Origin of the sequence: Micromonospora echinospora (assembly GCF_014203425.1) — a bacterium.
GTDB classification, from domain to species: domain Bacteria; phylum Actinomycetota; class Actinomycetes; order Mycobacteriales; family Micromonosporaceae; genus Micromonospora; species Micromonospora echinospora_A.
Genome location: NZ_JACHJC010000001.1, coordinates 5,204,299 through 5,224,074, shown reverse-complemented (window position 1 = coordinate 5,224,074; position 19,776 = coordinate 5,204,299). Strand labels below are relative to the sequence as shown.

General features: G+C 74.9%; 1 protein-coding gene (only partly in view). It reads left to right on the top strand.

The genetic code is table 11. From position 1 onward, the window contains the following. On the top strand, positions 1–19,776 hold the 3' portion of the coding sequence (locus FHU28_RS23685) for a type I polyketide synthase (protein WP_184686656.1). Its footprint begins 10,062 nt before the window's first position; 19,776 of the gene's 29,838 nt are visible here — the last part of the coding sequence; the start codon falls outside the window, past its left edge; the stop codon is at positions 19,774–19,776.

Genomic DNA, 19,776 nt, shown 5'->3' with positions numbered 1-19,776 from the left:
TGCCGCTACCCGGGCGGCGTGACGAACCCGCAGCAGCTGTGGGACCTGGTCGCCGCCGGCGCCGACGGCATCGGCGAGTTCCCCACCGACCGGGGCTGGGACCTCGACCGGCTCTTCCACCCCGACCCGGACAACCCCGGGACGTCGTACACCCGCCACGGTGGCTTCCTGTACGGGGCCGCCGAGTTCGACCCGGACTTCTTCGGCATCTCGCCGCGCGAGGCGATCGCCATGGACCCGCAGCAGCGGCTGCTGCTGGAGGCGTCCTGGGAGACGTTCGAGTCGGCCGGCCTCGACCCGTCGCGGCTGCGCGGCAGCCGGACCGGCGTCTTCGCCGGCCTGATGTACCACGACTACGCCTCCGGCGTGCAGGACCTGCCCGAGGGCGTGGGCGGCTACCTCGGCACCGGCACCTCCGGCAGCGTGCTGTCCGGCCGGGTGGCGTACACCTTCGGCTTCGAAGGCCCGGCCGTCACTGTCGACACGGCGTGCTCGTCGTCGCTGGTCGCGCTGCACCTCGCGGTGCAGGCACTGCGCGGCGGCGAGTGCGACCTCGCCCTGGCCGGCGGCGTGACCGTCATGGCGACGCCGGGGACGTTCATCGAGTTCTCCCGGCAGCGGGGCCTGTCGGCCGACGGCCGGTGCAAGTCCTTTGCGGCGTCGGCGGACGGCACGGGCTGGTCCGAGGGCGTAGGCGTGCTGCTCGTGCAACGACTCTCCGACGCGCAGCGGGAGGGCCGGCGGATCCTGGCGGTGGTACGGGGCAGCGCCGTGAACCAGGACGGCGCGTCGAACGGGCTGACGGCCCCCAACGGCCCGTCGCAGCAGCGGGTCATCCGGCAGGCCCTCGCGAACGCCCGGCTCACCACCGCCGACGTGGACGCCGTCGAGGCGCACGGCACCGGCACGACCCTGGGCGACCCGATCGAGGCGCAGGCCCTGCTGGCGACGTACGGGCAGGACCGGCCCGCCGACCGGCCGCTCTGGCTGGGCTCGGTCAAGTCGAACATCGGCCACACCCAGGCCGCCGCCGGGGCGGCCGGCATCATCAAGATGATCATGGCGATGCGGCACGGCGAGCTGCCGTCGACGCTGCACGTCGACGAGCCGTCCCCGCACATCGAGTGGAGCGCCGGGGCGGTCTCCCTGCTCACCGAGGCCCGCGACTGGCCCGCGGCGGGCCGCCCCCGTCGCGCCGCGATCTCGTCGTTCGGCGTCAGCGGCACGAACGCGCATGTGATCATCGAGCAGCCGCCCGCCGAGGCGGAGCCGACCCGGGGCGAGGGCGCGCCGACGCCCACCGCCGGGCAGCTGCCGTCGCCGGTGCTGCTGTCGGCCCGCTCCGAGGCCGCCGTCGCGGCCCAGGCGGAGCGCTGGGCCCGCTGGATCGCCGGCGACGAGGAACTGCGCCCCCTCGACGTCGGCTGGTCGTCGACCGTCAGCCGGGCCGTCATGGAGCACCGCGCGGTGGTCACCGCGACGGACCGGGACGAACTGCTGGCCGGGCTGCGCGCCCTCGCCGACGGTGAGCCGGCCGCCACCCTGGTCACCGGCACGGGCGCGACGCGTACGCAGCTGGCCGTGCTCTTCTCCGGCCAGGGCGCGCAGCGCGCCGGGATGGGCCGGGAGCTGTCGGCCGGGTTCCCGGTGTTCGCGACCGCGCTGGACGAGGTGTGCGGACACCTCGATCCGTTGCTGCCGCGTCCGTTGCGGGAGGTGCTGTTCGCGTCGTCGGGTTCCGCCGAGGCGGAGTTGCTGGATCAGACGGTGTTCACGCAGGCCGGGTTGTTCGCGGTCGAGGTGGCGCTGTTCCGTCTGGTGGAGTCGTTCGGGGTCGTGCCCGACGTGGTGGCTGGTCACTCGATCGGTGAGGTGACGGCGGCGTACGTGGCCGGGGTGTTGTCCCTGGCCGACGCGTGCGTCCTCGTGGCCGCGCGGGGTCGGTTGATGCAGGCGTTGCCTACGGGCGGCGGCATGCTGGCCGTGGCCGCCGACGAGGCTGCGGTGGCGGAGTCTCTCGCCGGGATGACCGATCGGCTGGGTATCGCGGCGGTCAACGGTCCGGCCGCAGTGGTGGTGTCCGGTGCCGTCGAGGCCCTGGACGAGGTGGAGCGGGTCTGGCGGGACCGGGGTGTGCGTACGCGCCGGCTCACCGTCAGCCACGCGTTCCACAGCCCGCTGGTGGCACCGATGCTCGACGAGTTCCGCGCCGTCCTGGCGGGGCTGACGTTCCGGGCGCCGCTGCTGCCGGTGGTGTCGAACCTGACCGGCGCGCTCGCCGACCCGCAGGAGATCACCCGCGCCGAGTACTGGGTGCGGCACGTGCGGGAGGCCGTCCGCTACGCCGACGGCATCGCCGCCCTGCGGGCCACCGGGGTCGACACCTTCCTGGAGATCGGCCCGCAGAGCGTCCTGACCGCGATGAACGCCGACCTGCTCGCCGAGGACGCGCTCGCGGTGGCCGTCCAGCGCCGGGACCGGCCCGCCGCGCAGGCACTCCTGCACGCCCTCGCCGACCTGCACGTCCACGGCGTCCCGGTGACCTGGACGCAGTGGTTCACCGACGCCGGCGCCGCCCGGGTCGACCTGCCGACGTACGCCTTCCAGCACCAGCGGTACTGGCTCGGCGCGGGCCAGACGCGTACCGCCGACGTGTCCGGGGCGGGCCTCGGCGTGGCCGGGCACCCGCTGCTCGGCGCGGCGGTCTCCGTGGCGGGCGAGGACATGGTGGTGTTGACAGGCCGGCTGTCCCTCACCACCCACGTGTGGCTCGCCGACCACGTCGTGTCCGGTGTGGTGGTCGTTCCCGGTGCCGCTCTGGTGGAGTTGGCGGTCCGGGCGGGCGACGAGGTGGGCGCGTCGCGGGTGCGGGAGCTGACCGTGGCCGCGCCGCTGGTGCTGCCGGAGTCCGGCGCGGTGCGGGTGCAGGTGCGCGTCGGTGCGGCCGACGAGACCGGCACCCGGGTCGTGGCGGTGCACTCGCAGTCCGAGGGTGATCCGGAGGCTGACTGGGTGCGGCATGCGGAGGGTGTGCTGGAGCCGGTGTCGGCCGACGAGCCGGGCGTGGGGGAGTGGCCGCCGGTCGGTGCGTCCGAGGTGGACGTGGCGGGCTGGTATCCGGTGCTTGCGGAGCGTGGCCTGGCGTACGGGCCGGTGTTCCGGGGGCTGCGCCGGGTGTGGACGGGCGGCGACGAGGTGTTCGCCGAGGTGGCGTTGCCGGATGAGGTGGCGACGGAGGCGGCGCGCTTCGGTGTGCACCCGGCGCTGCTGGATGCGGCGCTGCATCCGATCGGGCTGCTGGTGGGTGCGGAGGGTTCGGGTGGGCCGCGGGTGCCGTTCGCGTTCGAGGGTGTGCAGGTGTATGCCTCGGGCGCGCGGGTGCTGCGGGTGCGGCTGTCGCGTACGGGCTCGGCGGTGCGTCTGGTCGCGTGCGACGAGTCGGGCGCGGCCGTGGTCTCGGTCGACTCCCTCGCCCTGCGCGAGCTGACCGGCGTGACCGCGGCGGGCGCGGCGGCCCGCGCGATGTTCGAACTCACCTGGCAGGCCGAGGAGATCGCCGCCACCGGGGACCTCTCCGGGTGGGCGCTGGTCGGCTCGCCGGCAACCGCCGACCTGCCGGCGTACGGCGACGTCGAGGCGCTCGTCGCGGCGGTCGACGCCGGCCGGACGGTCGCACCGAGGGCGCTGCTGCTGCCGCTCGACGGGCCGGAGACGGCCGTCCCCGACGCGGTACGCGCGGCGACCTCGGAGGTGCTGGCGACCGTCCGGTCCTGGCTGGCAGCCGATGCGCTGGCGGAGTCGCGGCTCGTGGTGGTGACGCGGGGCGCGGTGTCGGTGGCGGCGGACGACCGGGTGTCGGACCTGGCCGGTACGGCGGTGTGGGGTCTGCTGCGGTCGGCGCAGTCGGAGCACCCGGGTCGCATCGTGCTGGCGGACGTGGACGGTGACGTGGATGCCGGGCTGCTGGGTGTGCTGACCACGGTGGCCGACGAGCCGTCGACGCACGGCGGTCAGGTCGCGGTGCGTGCGGGTGCGGTGTTCGTGCCGCGTCTGGTGCGCGCGGTCGCCCCGGTGTCGGTGGAGACGCCGGTCGTGGGTGACGGTGCGGTGCTGGTGACCGGTGGTACGGGTGCGTTGGGTGCGTTGGTGGCGGAGCATCTGGTGTCGGTGCATGGTGTGCGGTCGCTGGTGTTGGTGTCGCGGCGTGGTCCGGAGGCTGTGGGTGCGGGTGAGTTGTCGGAGCGGTTGTCGGCGTTGGGTGCGTCGGTGCGGGTGGTGGCCTGTGATGTGACGGACCGGGACCAGGTGTTCGGTCTGGTGGCGGAGGTCGTTGCCGGGGGTCGGCTGGCGGGTGTGGTGCACACGGCTGGTGTGTTGGATGACGGTGTGGTGGAGGGGCTGACGGCGGAGCGGTTGGCGGGGGTGTTGGCGCCGAAGGTGTCGGCGGGTTGGCTGTTGCACGAGGCGACGGCGGGTCTTGATCTGGATCTGTTCGTGGTGTTCTCGTCGGTGGCGGGTGTGTTGGGTTCGCCGGGTCAGTCGGCGTATGCGGCGGGCAACGCGTTCCTGGACGGGCTTGCGGTCTACCGGCGGCAGCTCGGGTTGCCTGCGGTGAGTCTGGCGTGGGGGATGTGGGACACGGCAGGCATGGCCGCCTCGATCGACGAGGCGGACCGGGCGCGGTCCGCGCGGGCGGGTCTGACGCCGATGAGCGCCGAGATCGGGTTGGAGCTGTTCGACGCCGCCCTGGTGGCGGAGCGGCCGGCGTTGGTGCCGGCCGTGATCGACGTGCCGGCGATGCGCGCAGCGCTCGGCGCCGGCCCGGTGCCGGCCGTGCTGCGTACCCTGATCGGGTCGACGGCGGCCCGGCGACGGGCCGCGCGGAGCGGCGACTGGGCCAACCAGCTCGCGGGCCTGGCGCCCGACGAGGCGCGCGCCCAGGTCGACGTGCTGGTGCGAGGTCTGGTCGCGCAGGTGTTGGGGCACGGTGGTGCGGAGTCGGTGCCGGCGGACCGGGCGTTCCGGGAGTTGGGCTTCGACTCGCTGACGGCGGTGGACCTGCGTAACCGGTTGAACGCGGCCACCGGGCTGCGGCTGGCCTCGACGCTGGTGTTCGACTACCCGACCCCGGCCGTGCTCGCCGACCACCTGCACGAGCAGGTCTCCGGGCAGATCACCGCCCGCCAGACGGCGGTGCTCACCGCCGGCACCGACGAGCCGATCGCGATCGTGGGCATGGCCTGCCGCTACCCCGGTGGCGTCGATAGTCCGGACCAGCTGTGGGCGTTGCTGGCCGGCGGCGGCGACGGGATCTCGGAGTTCCCCACCGATCGCGGCTGGGACCTGGAGAGCCTGTTCGACCCGGACCCGGAGCACAGCGGTACGTCGTACACGCGCCATGGTGGTTTCCTGTACGGGGCGGCCGAGTTCGACCCGGGCTTCTTCGGGATCTCGCCGCGCGAGGCCCTGGCGATGGATCCGCAGCAGCGGTTGCTGCTGGAGGCGTCGTGGGAGTCGTTCGAGTCGGCGGGGCTGGACCCGCAGCGGCTGCGGGGCAGCCGGACCGGTGTCTTCGCCGGCGTCATGTACCACGACTACGCCTCCCGCCTGATGGACCTGCCGCCGGACGCCGAGGGCTTCGTCGGCACGGGCACGTCGGGCAGCGTGCTGTCCGGTCGGGTCGCCTACACCTTCGGGCTCGAGGGCCCGGCGGTCACCGTCGACACCGCTTGTTCTTCCAGCCTCGTCGCGCTGCACCTCGCCGCGCAGGCGTTGCGTTCCGGCGAGTGCGACCTGGCGTTGGCCGGTGGTGTGACGGTGATGGCGACGCCGGGGACGTTCATCGAGTTCTCGCGGCAGCGTGGTCTGTCGGCCGACGGCCGGTGTAAGTCGTTCGCGGCGTCCGCCGATGGCACGGGCTGGTCCGAGGGCGTCGGCGTGCTGCTCGTGGAGCGGCTGTCGGACGCGCGGCGCAACGGGCACCGCGTGCTGGCGGTGGTACGTGGCACGGCCGTGAACCAGGACGGCGCGTCGAACGGGCTGACCGCGCCGAACGGTCCGTCGCAGCAGCGGGTGATCCGGCAGGCGCTGGCGAACGCGCGCCTGTCCCCGGCGGACGTGGATGCCGTGGAGGCGCACGGCACGGGCACGACGCTGGGTGACCCGATTGAGGCGCAGGCGTTGTTGGCGACGTACGGGCAGGAGCGTCCGCAGGATCGGCCGTTGCTATTGGGGTCGGTGAAGTCGAACATCGGGCACACGCAGGCGGCTGCCGGTGTGGCCGGTGTGATCAAGATGGTCATGGCGATGCGGCACGGTCTGGTGCCGGCGACGTTGCATGTGGACGAGGCGTCGCCGCACGTCGACTGGTCGGCGGGGGCGGTGGCCCTGGCTACGGAGGCGACTCCGTGGCCGCGGGTGGGCCGGCCGCGTCGGGCGGCGGTGTCGTCGTTCGGGATCTCCGGCACGAACGCGCATGTGATCATCGAGCAGCCGCCCGCTGAGGTGGTTGAGGGCGAGATCGTCGCCGGCGACGTGCCGCCGGTCGTGCCGGTGCTGCTCTCCGCGCGCTCCGACGCGGCCCTGGCCGGCCAGGCGGGCCGGTGGGCGCGCTGGCTGACCGCCGACGAGGCCCCGCGTCCGCTGGACGTGGCCTGGTCCTCAGTCACCACCCGGCCCGCGCTGGAACACCGGGCGGTCGTCACCGCCGCCGACCGGGACGACCTGGTCGCGGCGTTGACCGCCCTCGCCGACGGCGAACCCACCGGTACGGTCGTCTCCGGCGCCACCGGCCAGCGCGGCCAGCTCGCCCTGCTCTTCTCCGGCCAGGGCGCGCAGCGCGCCGGGATGGGCCGGGAGCTGTCGGCCGGGTTCCCGGTGTTCGCCGCCGCGCTGGACGAGGTGTGCGGACACCTCGATCCGTTGCTGCCGCGTCCGTTGCGGGAGGTGCTGTTCGCCGAGGCGGGCACCGCCGAGGCGGAGTTGCTGGATCAGACGGTGTTCACGCAGGCCGGGTTGTTCGCGGTCGAGGTGGCGCTGTTCCGCCTGGTGGAGTCGTTCGGGATCGTGCCCGACGTGGTGGCTGGTCACTCGATCGGTGAGGTGACGGCGGCGTACGTGGCCGGGGTGTTGTCCCTGGCCGACGCGTGCGTCCTCGTGGCCGCGCGGGGTCGGTTGATGCAGGCGTTGCCCTTGGGCGGCGGCATGCTGGCCGTGGCGGCCGACGAGGCCGCAGTGGTCGAGTCGATCGCCGGGCTCACCGACCGGGTGGGCGTCGCTGCGGTCAACGGACCCACCGCAGTGGTGGTGTCCGGTGCCGTCGAGGCCCTCGACGAGGTGGAGCGGCACTGGCGCGACCGGGGCGTGCGCACTCGCCGCCTGACGGTGAGCCACGCGTTCCACAGTCCGCTGATGGAGCCGATGCTCGACGAGTTCCGCACGATCCTGCACGGCCTCACCTTTGCCACGCCGCTGCTGCCGGTCGTGTCGAACGTGACCGGGGCCCTGGCCGGCGACGAGATCCGCACGGCCGACTACTGGGTGCGGCACGTCCGCGACGCCGTGCGCTTCGCCGACGGGATCACCGCCCTGAGGGCCGCCGGTATCGACACGTTCCTGGAGGTCGGGCCGCAGAGCGTCCTGACCGCGATGGCCGGCGATGTGCTGCCCGATGACGAGGCCGTGCTGGCGGTGGCCGTGCAGCGCCGGGACCGTCCGGAGGCGCACGCGCTGCTGTACGCCCTGGCGGAGCTGCACGTACACGGCGTGCCGGTGACCTGGACGCAGTGGTTCACCGACACCGGCGCGCGCCGCGTCGACCTGCCCACGTACGCCTTCCAGCACCAGCGCTACTGGCCCACCGCCGGCCGGGCGCGTACGGGCGACGTGTCCGGGGCCGGGCTCGGCCGCACCGGGCACCCGCTGCTGGGCGCGACGGTGGACCTGGCCGGCGACGACGAGATGGTGCTGACCGGCCGGCTCTCCCTGACCACGCACCCGTGGCTGGCCGACCACACGGTCTCCGGGCTGACGCTGGTGCCGGGCACCGCCCTGGTCGAGCTGGCGGTGCGGGCCGGCGACGAGGTGGGCCTCTCCCGGCTGCGGGAGCTGACCATGGCCGCCCCGCTGGCCCTCCCCGGAACGGGAGGCGTACGGATCCAGGTGCGGGTGTCCACGTCGGAGTCCTCGCAGCGTCCCGTCGCCGTCTACTCCCGCCCCGACGACGATCCCGAGGCGGGCTGGACCCGGCACGCGGAGGGCGTGCTGGAGCCTTCCACCGCCGACGAGCCGGACCCGGTCACCTGGCCCCCCGCCGGCGCGGCGGAGGTGGACCTGGCGAACTGGTACCCGACGCTGGCGGAACACGGCCTGACGTACGGGCCGGCCTTCCAGGGGCTCCGGCGTGCCTGGACCGGCGGCGACGAGGTGTACGCCGAGGTGGTCCTGCCGGACGACGCGACGGAGGCCGCCGGGTTCGGCGTGCACCCGGCGCTGCTGGACGCCGCCCTGCACCCGATCGGGCTGCTGCTGGGCGGCGAGGAGCCGGGCGGGCCACGGGTGCCGTTCGCGTTCGAGGGCGTGCAGGTGCACGCCTCGGGAGCGGGGGCGCTGCGGGTACGCCTGACCCGCGACGGCTCCGGGCTGCGGCTGGCCGCGTACGACGAGGTGGGCGCGCCGGTCGTGTCGGTGGACTCCCTTGCCCTGCGGGAGCTGACCGGCGTGGCCGCGCCGGGCGTGGCCACGCGGTCGCTGTTCGAGCTGCGATGGCCGGCCGTGCAGGCCGCACTCGCCGGGGAGCTTTCCGGATGGGCGCTGGTGACCGGCGGCCTGGAGCTGCCGGCACCCGTCGGAATGCCCACGTACGCCGACGTGGCGACGGCCGCGGGGGAGGAGTCCGTCCCCCGGACGCTGCTGCTGCCGGTGTTCCCCGCGCCCGGCGCGGCGACGCCGGAATCGGTCCGGGCGGTGACCTCCGACGTGCTGGCGACGGTGCAGTCCTGGCTCGCGGCGGATGCCCTGGCGGACTCGCGGCTCGTGGTCGTGACCCGGGGCGCGGTGTCGATCGGCGACGGCGACCGGGTGACCGACCTGGCGAGCGCGGCGGTGTGGGGTCTGCTGCGTTCGGCGCAGTCGGAGCACCCGGGCCGTATGGTCCTCGCGGACGTCGACGGCGACCTGGACGCCGCGCTGGTTGCCCTGCTGGACGGCGTCCTGCGGGAACCGGCCGCGACCGGCGGCCAGTTGGCCGTCCGAGGGGGTGCGGTGTACTCGCCGCGCCTGGTCCGGGCCGGCGTCACGGCGGCGGAGACGCCGGTCGTGGGTGACGGTGCGGTGCTGGTGACCGGTGGTACGGGTGCGTTGGGTGCGTTGGTGGCGGAGCATCTGGTGTCGGCGCATGGTGTGCGGTCGCTGGTGTTGGTGTCGCGGCGTGGTCCGGAGGCTGCGGGTGCGGGTGAGTTGTCGGAGCGGTTGTCCGCGTTGGGTGCGTCGGTGCGGGTGGTGGCCTGTGACGTGACGGACCGGGACCAGGTGTTCGGTCTGGTGGCGGAGGTCGTTGCCGGGGGTCGGCTGGCGGGTGTGGTGCACACGGCTGGTGTGTTGGATGACGGTGTGGTGGAGGGGCTGACGGCGGAGCGGTTGGCGGGGGTGTTGGCGCCGAAGGTGTCGGCGGGTTGGCTGTTGCACGAGGCGACGGCGGGTCTTGGTCTCGATTTGTTCGTGGTGTTCTCGTCGGTGGCGGGTGTGTTGGGTTCGCCGGGTCAGTCGGCGTATGCGGCGGGCAACGCGTTCCTGGACGGGCTTGCGGTCCACCGGCGGCAGCTCGGGTTGCCTGCGGTGAGTCTGGCGTGGGGGATGTGGGACACCGCCGGCATGGCCGCCTCGATCGACGAGGCGGACCGGGCGCGGTCCGCGCGGGCGGGCTTGACGCCGATGAGCGCCGAGGTCGGGCTGGAGCTGTTCGACGCCGCGCTGGGCGCCGACCGTCCGGCCCTCGTACCGGCCGTGATCGACGTTCCCGCACTGCGGGCGGCGACCTCCGGCGGCACCGTGCCGGCCGTGCTGCGCACCCTGATCGGCGTGAGCAGCACCCGCCGCCAGGTGGGGCAGGGCGGTGGCGGCTGGGCCGAGCGGCTCGCCGGGCTCACCGAGGACGAGGGCCGCGCCCATATCGACGTGCTGGTACGGGGCCTCGTTGCGCAGGTGTTGGGGCACGGTGGTGCGGAGTCGGTGCCGGCGGACCGGGCGTTCCGGGAGTTGGGCTTCGACTCGCTCATGGCGGTGGACCTGCGTAACCGGTTGAACGCGGCCACCGGGCTGCGGCTGGCCTCGACGCTGGTGTTCGACTACCCGACCCCGGCCGTGCTCGCCGAGCACCTGTGGTCGGAGCTGGCCGGCGTTCGCGCGTCGGCCACCGCACCGGTCGCCGGCACGGTCGTCGGCACCGACGAGCCCATCGCGATCGTGGGCATGGCCTGCCGCTACCCGGGCGGGGTGGAATCCCCCGACGAACTGTGGGCGTTGCTGGCCGCCGGTGGGGACGGGATCTCCGAGTTCCCGGCGGACCGGGGCTGGGACCTGGAGTCGTTGTTTGACCCGGACCCAAACCGCAGCGGTACGTCGTACACGCGCCATGGTGGTTTCCTGTACGAGGCGGCGGAGTTCGACCCGGGCTTCTTCGGGATCTCGCCGCGTGAGGCCCTGGCGATGGATCCGCAGCAGCGGTTGCTGTTGGAGGCGTCGTGGGAGTCGTTCGAGTCGGCTGGGCTGGACCCGCAGCGGTTGCGGGGCAGCCGGACGGGTGTCTTCGCCGGTGTCATGTACCACGACTACGCCTCCCGGCTCATGGACCTGCCGACCGAGGTGGAGGGCTACGTCGGGACCGGCACCTCCGGCAGCGTGCTGTCCGGTCGGGTCGCCTACACCTTCGGGTTGGAGGGGCCGGCGGTCACGGTGGACACGGCGTGCTCGTCGTCGCTGGTGGCGCTGCACCTCGCCGCGCAGGCGTTGCGTTCCGGTGAGTGCGACCTGGCGTTGGCCGGTGGTGTGACGGTGATGGCGACGCCGGGGACGTTCATCGAGTTCTCCCGTCAGCGCGGCCTGTCGGCCGACGGCCGGTGCAAGTCGTTCGCGGCGTCCGCCGACGGCACCGGCTGGTCCGAGGGCGTCGGCGTGCTGCTGGTGCAGCGGCTCTCCGACGCCCAGCGCGAGGGCCGGAAGATCTACGCCGTGGTGCGGGGCACGGCGGTGAATCAGGACGGTGCGTCGAACGGTCTGACGGCGCCGAACGGTCCGTCGCAGCAGCGGGTGATCCGGCAGGCGCTGGCGTCGGCGCGGCTGTCGCCGTCCGACGTGGACGTGGTGGAGGCGCACGGCACGGGTACGACGCTGGGTGATCCGATCGAGGCGCAGGCTGTCCTGGCCACGTACGGGCAGGACCGGCAGGGGCGGGAGCCGTTGTGGCTCGGGTCGGTGAAGTCGAACATCGGGCACACGCAGGCGGCTGCCGGTGTGGCCGGTGTGATCAAGATGGTGTTGGCGATGCGGCACGGTCTGGTGCCGGCGACGTTGCATGTGGACGAGGCGTCGCCGCATGTGGACTGGTCGGCGGGGGCGGTGGCCCTGGCTACGGAGGCGACTCCGTGGCCGCGGGTGGACCGGCCGCGTCGGGCGGCGGTGTCGTCGTTCGGGATCTCCGGCACGAACGCGCATGTGATCATCGAGCAGCCGCCGGCTGAGACGATCGAGGGCGAGATCGTCGCCGGCGACGTGCCGCCGGTCGTGCCGGTGCTGCTGTCGGCCCGCGACGCCGCCGCACTCGCCGGCCAGGCGGGCCGGTGGGCGCGGTGGCTGAGCGTCGAGGAGGCCCCGCGTCCGCTGGACGTGGCCTGGTCCTCCGTCACCACCCGGCCCGCGCTGGAACAGCGTGCCGTCGCCGTGGTGGCCGACGGCAACGACCTGCTCAGCGCGCTTCGGGCCCTCGATGCGGGCGAGCCCTCCGGGACCGTCGTGACCGGCTCCACCGCCGTACGCGGCCAGCTCGCGCTGCTCTTCTCGGGCCAGGGCGCGCAGCGCGCCGGGATGGGCCGGGAGTTGTACGCCGGGTTCCCGGTGTTCGCCGCCGCGCTGGACGAGGTGTGCGGACACCTCGACCCGCTGCTGCTGCGCCCGTTGCGGGAGGTGCTGTTCGCCGAGGCGGGCACCGCCGAGGCGGAGTTGCTGGATCAGACGGTGTTCACGCAGGCCGGGTTGTTCGCGGTCGAGGTGGCGCTGTTCCGCCTGGTGGAGTCGTTCGGGATCGTGCCGGACATGCTGGCTGGTCACTCGATCGGTGAGGTGACGGCGGCGTACGTGGCCGGGGTGTTGTCCCTGGCCGACGCGTGCGTCCTCGTGGCCGCGCGGGGTCGGTTGATGCAGGCGTTGCCCTTGGGCGGCGGCATGCTGGCCGTGGCGGCCGACGAGGCTGCGGTGGCGGAGTCTCTCGCCGGGATGACCGATCGGCTGGGTATCGCGGCGGTCAACGGTCCGGCCGCAGTGGTGGTGTCCGGTGCCGTCGAGGCTCTCGACGAGGTGGAGCGGGTCTGGCGGGAGCGGGGTGTGCGGACGCGCCGGCTGACGGTGAGCCACGCGTTCCACAGTCCGCTGATGGAGGCGATGCTCGACGAGTTCCGCACGGTCCTGGACGGGTTGACGTTCTCCGCGCCGCTGCTGCCGGTCGTGTCGAACGTGACCGGGGCCCTGGCCGGCGACGAGATCCGCACGGCCGACTACTGGGTGCGGCACGTGCGGGAGGCCGTCCGGTACGCCGACGGGATCACCGCCCTGCGCGAGGCGGGGGTGGACACGTTCCTGGAGGTCGGCCCACAGAGTGTGCTGACCGCGATGGCCGCCGACGTGCTGCCCGGCGACGACGCCGTGCTGGCCGTCGCGGTGCAGCGCCGGGACCGTCCGGAGGCGCACGCGCTGCTGCACGCCGTGGCGGAGCTGTACGTGCACGGGATGCCGGTGACCTGGCAGTCGTGGTTCGCGGACACCGGCGCGCGCCGCGTCGACCTGCCGACGTACGCCTTCCAGCACCAGCGCTACTGGCCCGAGGGCACGGCCGAGAAGCGGGCCGCCCCGGACGGCGGCGACGTCGAGTTCTGGACCGCCGTCGAGCGTGGCGACCTGGCCGCCCTCGCCGCCGAACTCGGCGACGACCCCGACGTCCTGGACACGCTCGGCCCGGCCCTGCCGGTCCTCTCGCGCTGGCGTCGTCACCGGTCCCGGGACACCGCGCTGGACGGGTGGTCGTACCGGATCGGGTGGGAGCCGGTCCGGCCGAACCCGAAGACCAGGCTGTCCGGGCGGTGGCTGATCGTCACCGTCGACAGCGGCGCCGACGCGGGCGTGGCGAAGACCCTCACCCAGGCCGGCGCCCGAGTGGACACGCTCACCGTGTCGTCCACCCTCGACCGCGCCGACCTGGGCGAGCGGCTGCGCCGGATCAGCGGGGACGGCTGGGCCGGGGTGCTCTGCGTCCTGCCCCGCCAGGACCGGCCCTCGGCGCACACGCCGGCGTTGCCCGCTGGCACGGTCGCCCTGCTCACCCTCGTCCGGGCGCTCACCGACACCGGCCTGGCCGGACGGGTGTGGGCGCTCAGTCGGACCGCGATGCCCGTCACGGCCGGCGAACGGGTCGACGACGTCTGGGCGGCCCTGGCCTGGGGCCTGGGCCGGGTCGTCGCCCTCGAACAGCCGGACCGCTGGGGCGGCCTGGTCGACCTGCCCGCCCGCGCCGACCGCGGCGCCCGCGCCGGGCTCGTCGCGGTCCTCGCTGACGGCACCCTGGACCAGGTGGCCGTCCGGCGCAGCGGCATCTTCGGCCGGCGGCTGGTGCCGGCCGTGCCGCCGGTGGGTGTGGGTTGGCGGCCTGCCGGGACGGTGCTGGTGACCGGTGGTACGGGTGCGTTGGGTCGGCATGTGGCGCGCTGGTTGCTGGCGAACGGGGCCGGTGAGGTGGTGCTGGCTTCGCGGCGGGGTCCGGGGGTGCCGGGTGTGGCGGAGTTGGTGGCCGAGTTGGGTGCGGTGCGGGTGGTGGGGTGTGACGTCACCGACCGGGCCGCCGTCGAGGCTCTGGTCTCCGGGCTGCCGGAGCTGACCGCCGTCGTGCACGCCGCCGGGGCGTCCGGCGGCACCACCCCGGCGTACGAGATGACCGACGGTGAGCTGTCGGAGACCCTGGCCGGCAAGGTGCTCGGCGCCCTGCACCTCGACGCCGCCTGCCGGGGTCGCGACCTCGACGCGTTCGTGGTGTTCTCCTCGGTCGCCGGTGTCTGGGGCGGCGGCGGGCAGGCCGGCTACGCGGCCGGCAACGCCCTGCTCGACACCCTCGTCGCAGCCCGCCGGGCGAAGGGCCTGCCCGCCACCGCGCTGGCGTACGGCCCGTGGGCGGAGGACGGCATGGCCGCCGGGGAGACCGCCGACGGCCTGCGCCGCCGCGGGTTCAGCCCGCTCGCGCCCGACGCCGCCGTCGCGGCGCTCGGCCGCTGGGTGAACGCCCCCGAGGCGGCCCCGGTGATCGTGGACGTCGACTGGTCCCGGTTCGTCACGGCGTTCACCGCCGCACGGCCGAGCCACCTCTTCGACCGGGTCGCCCCCGCCGTCGCCGGGGAGCCGCAGCGGCCGGAGAGCGCCGCCGCCACCGACGGGCTGCGCAACCGGCTCGCCACGCTGCCGACGACCGGCCAGGAGGCGCTGCTGGTCGACCTCGTCCGCGCGGAGGCGGCGGTCGTGCTCGGCCACCCCACCACCGACCAGGTGCCCGCCGGCCGGGCGTTCCGGGAGTTGGGCTTCGACTCCCTCGCCGCCGTGCAACTGCGGGACCGGCTGGGCCGGGTCACCGGCCTGACCCTGCCGTCGACAGTGGTCTTCGACCACCCGTCGGCGGCGGAACTGGCCCGCTTCCTGCGTACCGAAATCGTCATCGGCGCGGACGGCGGCCTGGTCACCGGCGGCGTGGCCTCTGCCCGGCCGGCGGCCGACGAGCCGATCGCGATCGTCTCCATGGCCTGCCGCTTCCCGGGCGGCGTGTCGTCGCCGCAGGAGCTGTGGCGCCTGCTGGCCGAGGGGGTGGACGCGGTCACGCCGATGCCGACCGACCGGGGCTGGGACCTCGACGGCCTGTTCGACAGCGACCCGGAGCGGGTCGGCACCAGCTACACCCGCAGCGGCGGCTTCCTGCACGACGTCGTCGGGTTCGACGCCGCGTTCTTCGGGATCAACCCGCGCGAGGCCCTCGCCATGGACCCGCAGCAGCGGCTGCTGCTGCACACCACCTGGGAGGTCTTCGAACGCGCCGGCATCGACCCGCACCGGGTACGCGGCTCCGCCACCGGCGTCTTCATGGGCACCAACGGGCAGGACTACGCCACGCTGCTGCTGGGCGCCCGCTCGCAGGTGGAGGGCTACCAGGCGACCGGCAACGGCGCGTCGGTGGTCTCGGGCCGCCTGGCGTACTCGTTCGGGCTGCACGGCCCGGCGGTCACCGTCGACACGGCCTGCTCGTCGTCGCTGGTGGCGCTGCACCTGGCCGCGCAGGCGCTGCGCAGCGGCGAGTGCGACCTCGCCCTCGCCGGCGGCGTGACGGTGATGTCGACCCCGGGCGCGTTCCTGGAGTTCTCCCGGCAGCGCGGCCTCGCGGCCGACGGGCGGGTCAAGGCGTTCGCCGAGGCCGCCGACGGCACAGGCTGGGGCGAGGGCGTCGGCGTCCTGCTGCTCCAGCGGCTCTCCGACGCCCAGCGCGACGGCAACCGGATCCTCGCCGTCGTACGGGGCAGCGCCGTCAACTCCGACGGCGCGAGCAACGGCCTCACCGCCCCGAACGGGCCCGCCCAGCAGCGGGTCATCCGGCACGCGCTGGACAACGCCGGCCTCACCCCCGCAGACGTGGACGTCGTCGAGGCACACGGCACCGGCACCACCCTCGGCGACCCAATCGAGGCGCAGGCGCTGCTGGCCACGTACGGCAGGGACCGAACCGCCGAGCGGCCGCTGTGGCTCGGGTCGGTGAAGTCGAACATCGGCCACACCCAGGCCGCGGCGGGCGCGGCGAGCCTGATCAAGATGGTGCTGGCCCTGCAACACGAGGTGCTGCCGAAGACCCTGCACGTCGACGCGCCGACCCCGCACGTCGACTGGTCCTCCGGCACGCTGGCGCTGCTCACCGAAGCACGACCGTGGGCCGCCACGGACGGACCCCGCCGGGCCGGCGTCTCCTCGTTCGGCATCAGCGGCACCAACGCCCACGTGATCATCGAGGAGGCCCCGGAGCCGGTCGCCGCCGCCGACACCGCAGCGTTCGAAGTGACCGCGGGTCACGGCGAAGCGCGACGCGACCACCGCGCCGTGGCCCTGCCGTGGCCGTTCTCCGCCGCCGATCTGCCCGCCCTGCGCGAGCAGGCCGGGAGGCTGGCTGACCGCGTCGCGATCGGCGACGACCCGGCCGGCCTGGTCGCCTGGGCGCTCGCCGACGGCCGCGCCCACCTCGGCCGGCGGGCCACCGTGATCGCCGCCGACCGGGAGACCCGGCTGGCCGCGCTGCGCGCCCTGGCCGCCGGGGAGGAGCATCCAGCGGTGGTCACCGCCCGGCGACGCGCCGGCGGCCTCGCCGTCCAGTTCTCCGGCCAGGGCGCCCAGCGCCCCGGCGCCGGCCGCCAGCTGTACGACACGTTCCCCGTCTTCGCGGCGGCCCTCGACGAGGTCTGCGCGGCCCTGGACCACCAGCTGCCGCAGCCGCTGAAGCCGGTGCTGTTCGCGGCCGAAGGCAGCGCCGAGGCGGCGCTGCTCGACGAGACGGTCTTCACCCAGGCGGGGCTGTTCGCGCTGGAGGTGGCCCTGTTCCGGCTGGTCGAGTCGTTCGGGGTGGTGCCCGGGCACGTCGCCGGGCACTCCATCGGCGAGATCACCGCCGCGCACGTCGCCGGCGTGCTGTCCCTCGCCGACGCCGCCACGCTGGTGGCCGCCCGGGGAAGGCTCATGCAGGCCCTGCCCGCCGGGGGCGGAATGCTCGCCGTCGCCGCCGAGGAGGCGGCCGTCGTCGAGTCCCTGGCCGGGCTGGGTGACCGGGTCGGCGTCGCCGCCGTCAACGGCCCCACCGCCGTGGTGCTCGCCGGGGCCGTCGACTCCCTCGACGGGCTGGAGCGGCTCTGGCGGGAACGCGGGGTGCGCACCCGCCGGCTGCGGGTCAGCCACGCGTTCCACAGCCCGCTGATGGAGCCGATGCTGGCCGAGTTCCGGGCCGTCCTCGACGGACTGGCGTTCGCCGCGCCGCTGCTGCCGATCGTGTCGAACCTGACCGGGCGGCTCGCCGAGCCCGACGAGATCCGTACGCCCGACTACTGGGTGCGCCACGTCCGCGAGGCCGTCCGGTACGCCGACGGGATCGCCGCGCTGCGCGACGCGGGCGTGGACACCTTCCTGGAGCTCGGACCGCAGGCGGTGCTGACGGCGATGGCCGCCGGCCTGCTGCCCGGCGACGAGGACGGCACTGCCGTGGCGGCGCTGCGCGCCGGCGCCGACGAGCCGGCCGCCCTGCTCGCCGCGCTGGCCGTCGTGGACGGCACCGGGCGGGACGTCGACTGGGCGGCGGTGCTCGCCGCGCTGGCCGGCCCCCGCCCGGATCCCCGCCTGCTGCCCGAGCTGCCGACGTACGCGTTCCGGCCGCAGCGCTACTGGCCGACCCTCGACACGTTGCCGGCACCGGCCGCCGACCCGGTCGACGACGCGTTCTGGCGGGCCGTCACCGACGGCGACCTGGGCCGCCTCGGCCTCGACCCGGACCAGCCGATGCGCGAGCTGCTGCCGGAACTGGAGTCGTGGCGGCGTCGCCAGCAGCTCGACGGCACCCTGGCCGGCTGGCGGTACCGGGTCACCTGGGAACGCCGGGCGCTGACCGGCGCCGACCCGGGCACGTGGCTGGTGGTGGCCCCGCCGCACCAGGTCACCGACCGGGTGCTCGCCACCCTCACGGCCGGTGCCGCGGCGGTGCACCTGCTGACCGTCGACCCGGCCACCGCCACCCGCGACGGTCTGGCCGCCGACCTCGACCGGCTCGCCGCCGCGCACCAGCCGACGGCGCTGCTGTCCCTGCTGGCGTTGGAAGAGGCGCCGCACCCGGAGCAGACCGCACTGCCGACCGGCCTGGCGGCGAACCTGCTGCTGGTGCAGGCGCACACCGGCCGCTCCGGCCCGGCCGTACCGCTGTGGCTGGCCACCACCGGCGCCGTCGCCGTCGACGGGGAAGCGGTCGCGCACCCGGCGCAGGCCACCACGTGGGGCCTCGGCCTCGTCGCCGCGCTGGAGCACCCCCGGCACGTCGGCGGAGTCGTCGACCTACCGGCGGGCCCGGCCGAGGCGGCGTACGCGGCCCTGGTCGGGGCGCTGGTCAACGTCGACGGTGAGGACCAGCTCGCCGTCCGGGAGGCCGGCGTGCACACCCGGCGGCTGGTCCGCGACACCGGGCTGCCGGCGGCGGGCGACGGCTACCGGCCGAACGGAACCGTCCTGCTCACCGGCGGGACCGGCGCCCTCGCCCGGCACACCACCGACTGGCTGGGACGCCACGGCGCCGAGGTGCTCCCGCTGGCCGAGCCAGCCACGGCCAAGCTCGGCGACCTGATGGAGCAGCTCGCCGCCGAGGAACGGTCGGTGACCGCGCTCGTGCACGTCCCGGCCGAGACCGGCTCGGTGCCGCTCGCCGAGCTGACCCTCGCCGGCCTGGCCGCCGACCTGGCCGCCACCGTCGGCGACGTCCCCAGGTACGCCGACGAGCTGGCACACCGCCCACTCGACGCGTTCGTGCTGTGCACCTCGACCACGGGGGTGTGGGGCGCGGGCGGCCGGGCCGGCCAGTCCGCCGGCGATGCGCTGCTGCACGCGCTCGCGGCGAACCGGCGGCACGGGGGACTGGCGGCCACCGCCGTGGCGTGGGGCCCGTGGAGCGACGACCCCGAGTCGCCCGAGCAGGCGCAGCTGCGTCGGCGGGGCCTGCCGGGGCTGCCCCCGGAGCTGGCCCTCGAGGCGTTCGGCCAGGCGCTGCGGGCGGAGACGGGGCTGATCGTCGCCGACGTGCGCTGGGACCGGTTCGTGCCGACGTTCGCGTCGATGCGGCCGTGCCCGCTGCTGACGGGGGTCCCGGAGGCGGGCGCGGCGATGCCCGCCGACGACGAGCGCCAGCCGGCGGACGACGAGGCGGCGACCGCGCTGCGGGAGCGGCTGCGGCCGCTGAGCCCCGCCGAACGCGAAGGCGTCCTCGTCGACCTCGTGGGCGGCCTGGCGGCGACCGTGCTCGGCCACGGCGGGGACGCGGGGCTGGAGCCCGACCGGGCGTTCCGCGAGGTCGGGTTCGACTCGATGACGGCCGTGGAGCTGCGCAACCGGCTCCGCGCCGCCACCGGCGTCCAACTGCCCGCCGCCGTGGTGTTCGACTACCCCACGCCGGCGGCCCTCGCCCGGCACCTGCGCGACCGGCTCGCGGAGGACGGCGCCGCCGCGGCGGCCCCGCTGCTCGCCGAGCTGGAACGGCTCGACGGTGTCTTCGCGGCCGACGCGCCGGACCGGCTGACCCGGCAGAAGCTGCTGGTGCAGCTGCAGGCGTTCGTCGCCCGGTGGGGCGACGACCGTGGTCCCGTCGAGGAGAAATCGGCCACGCACACCCTCGACGACGCCACCGATGCCGAGATCTTCGATTTCATCCACCGCGAGCTGGGTGGCCCCGGCGGCAATTTTCCGGGGATCTAG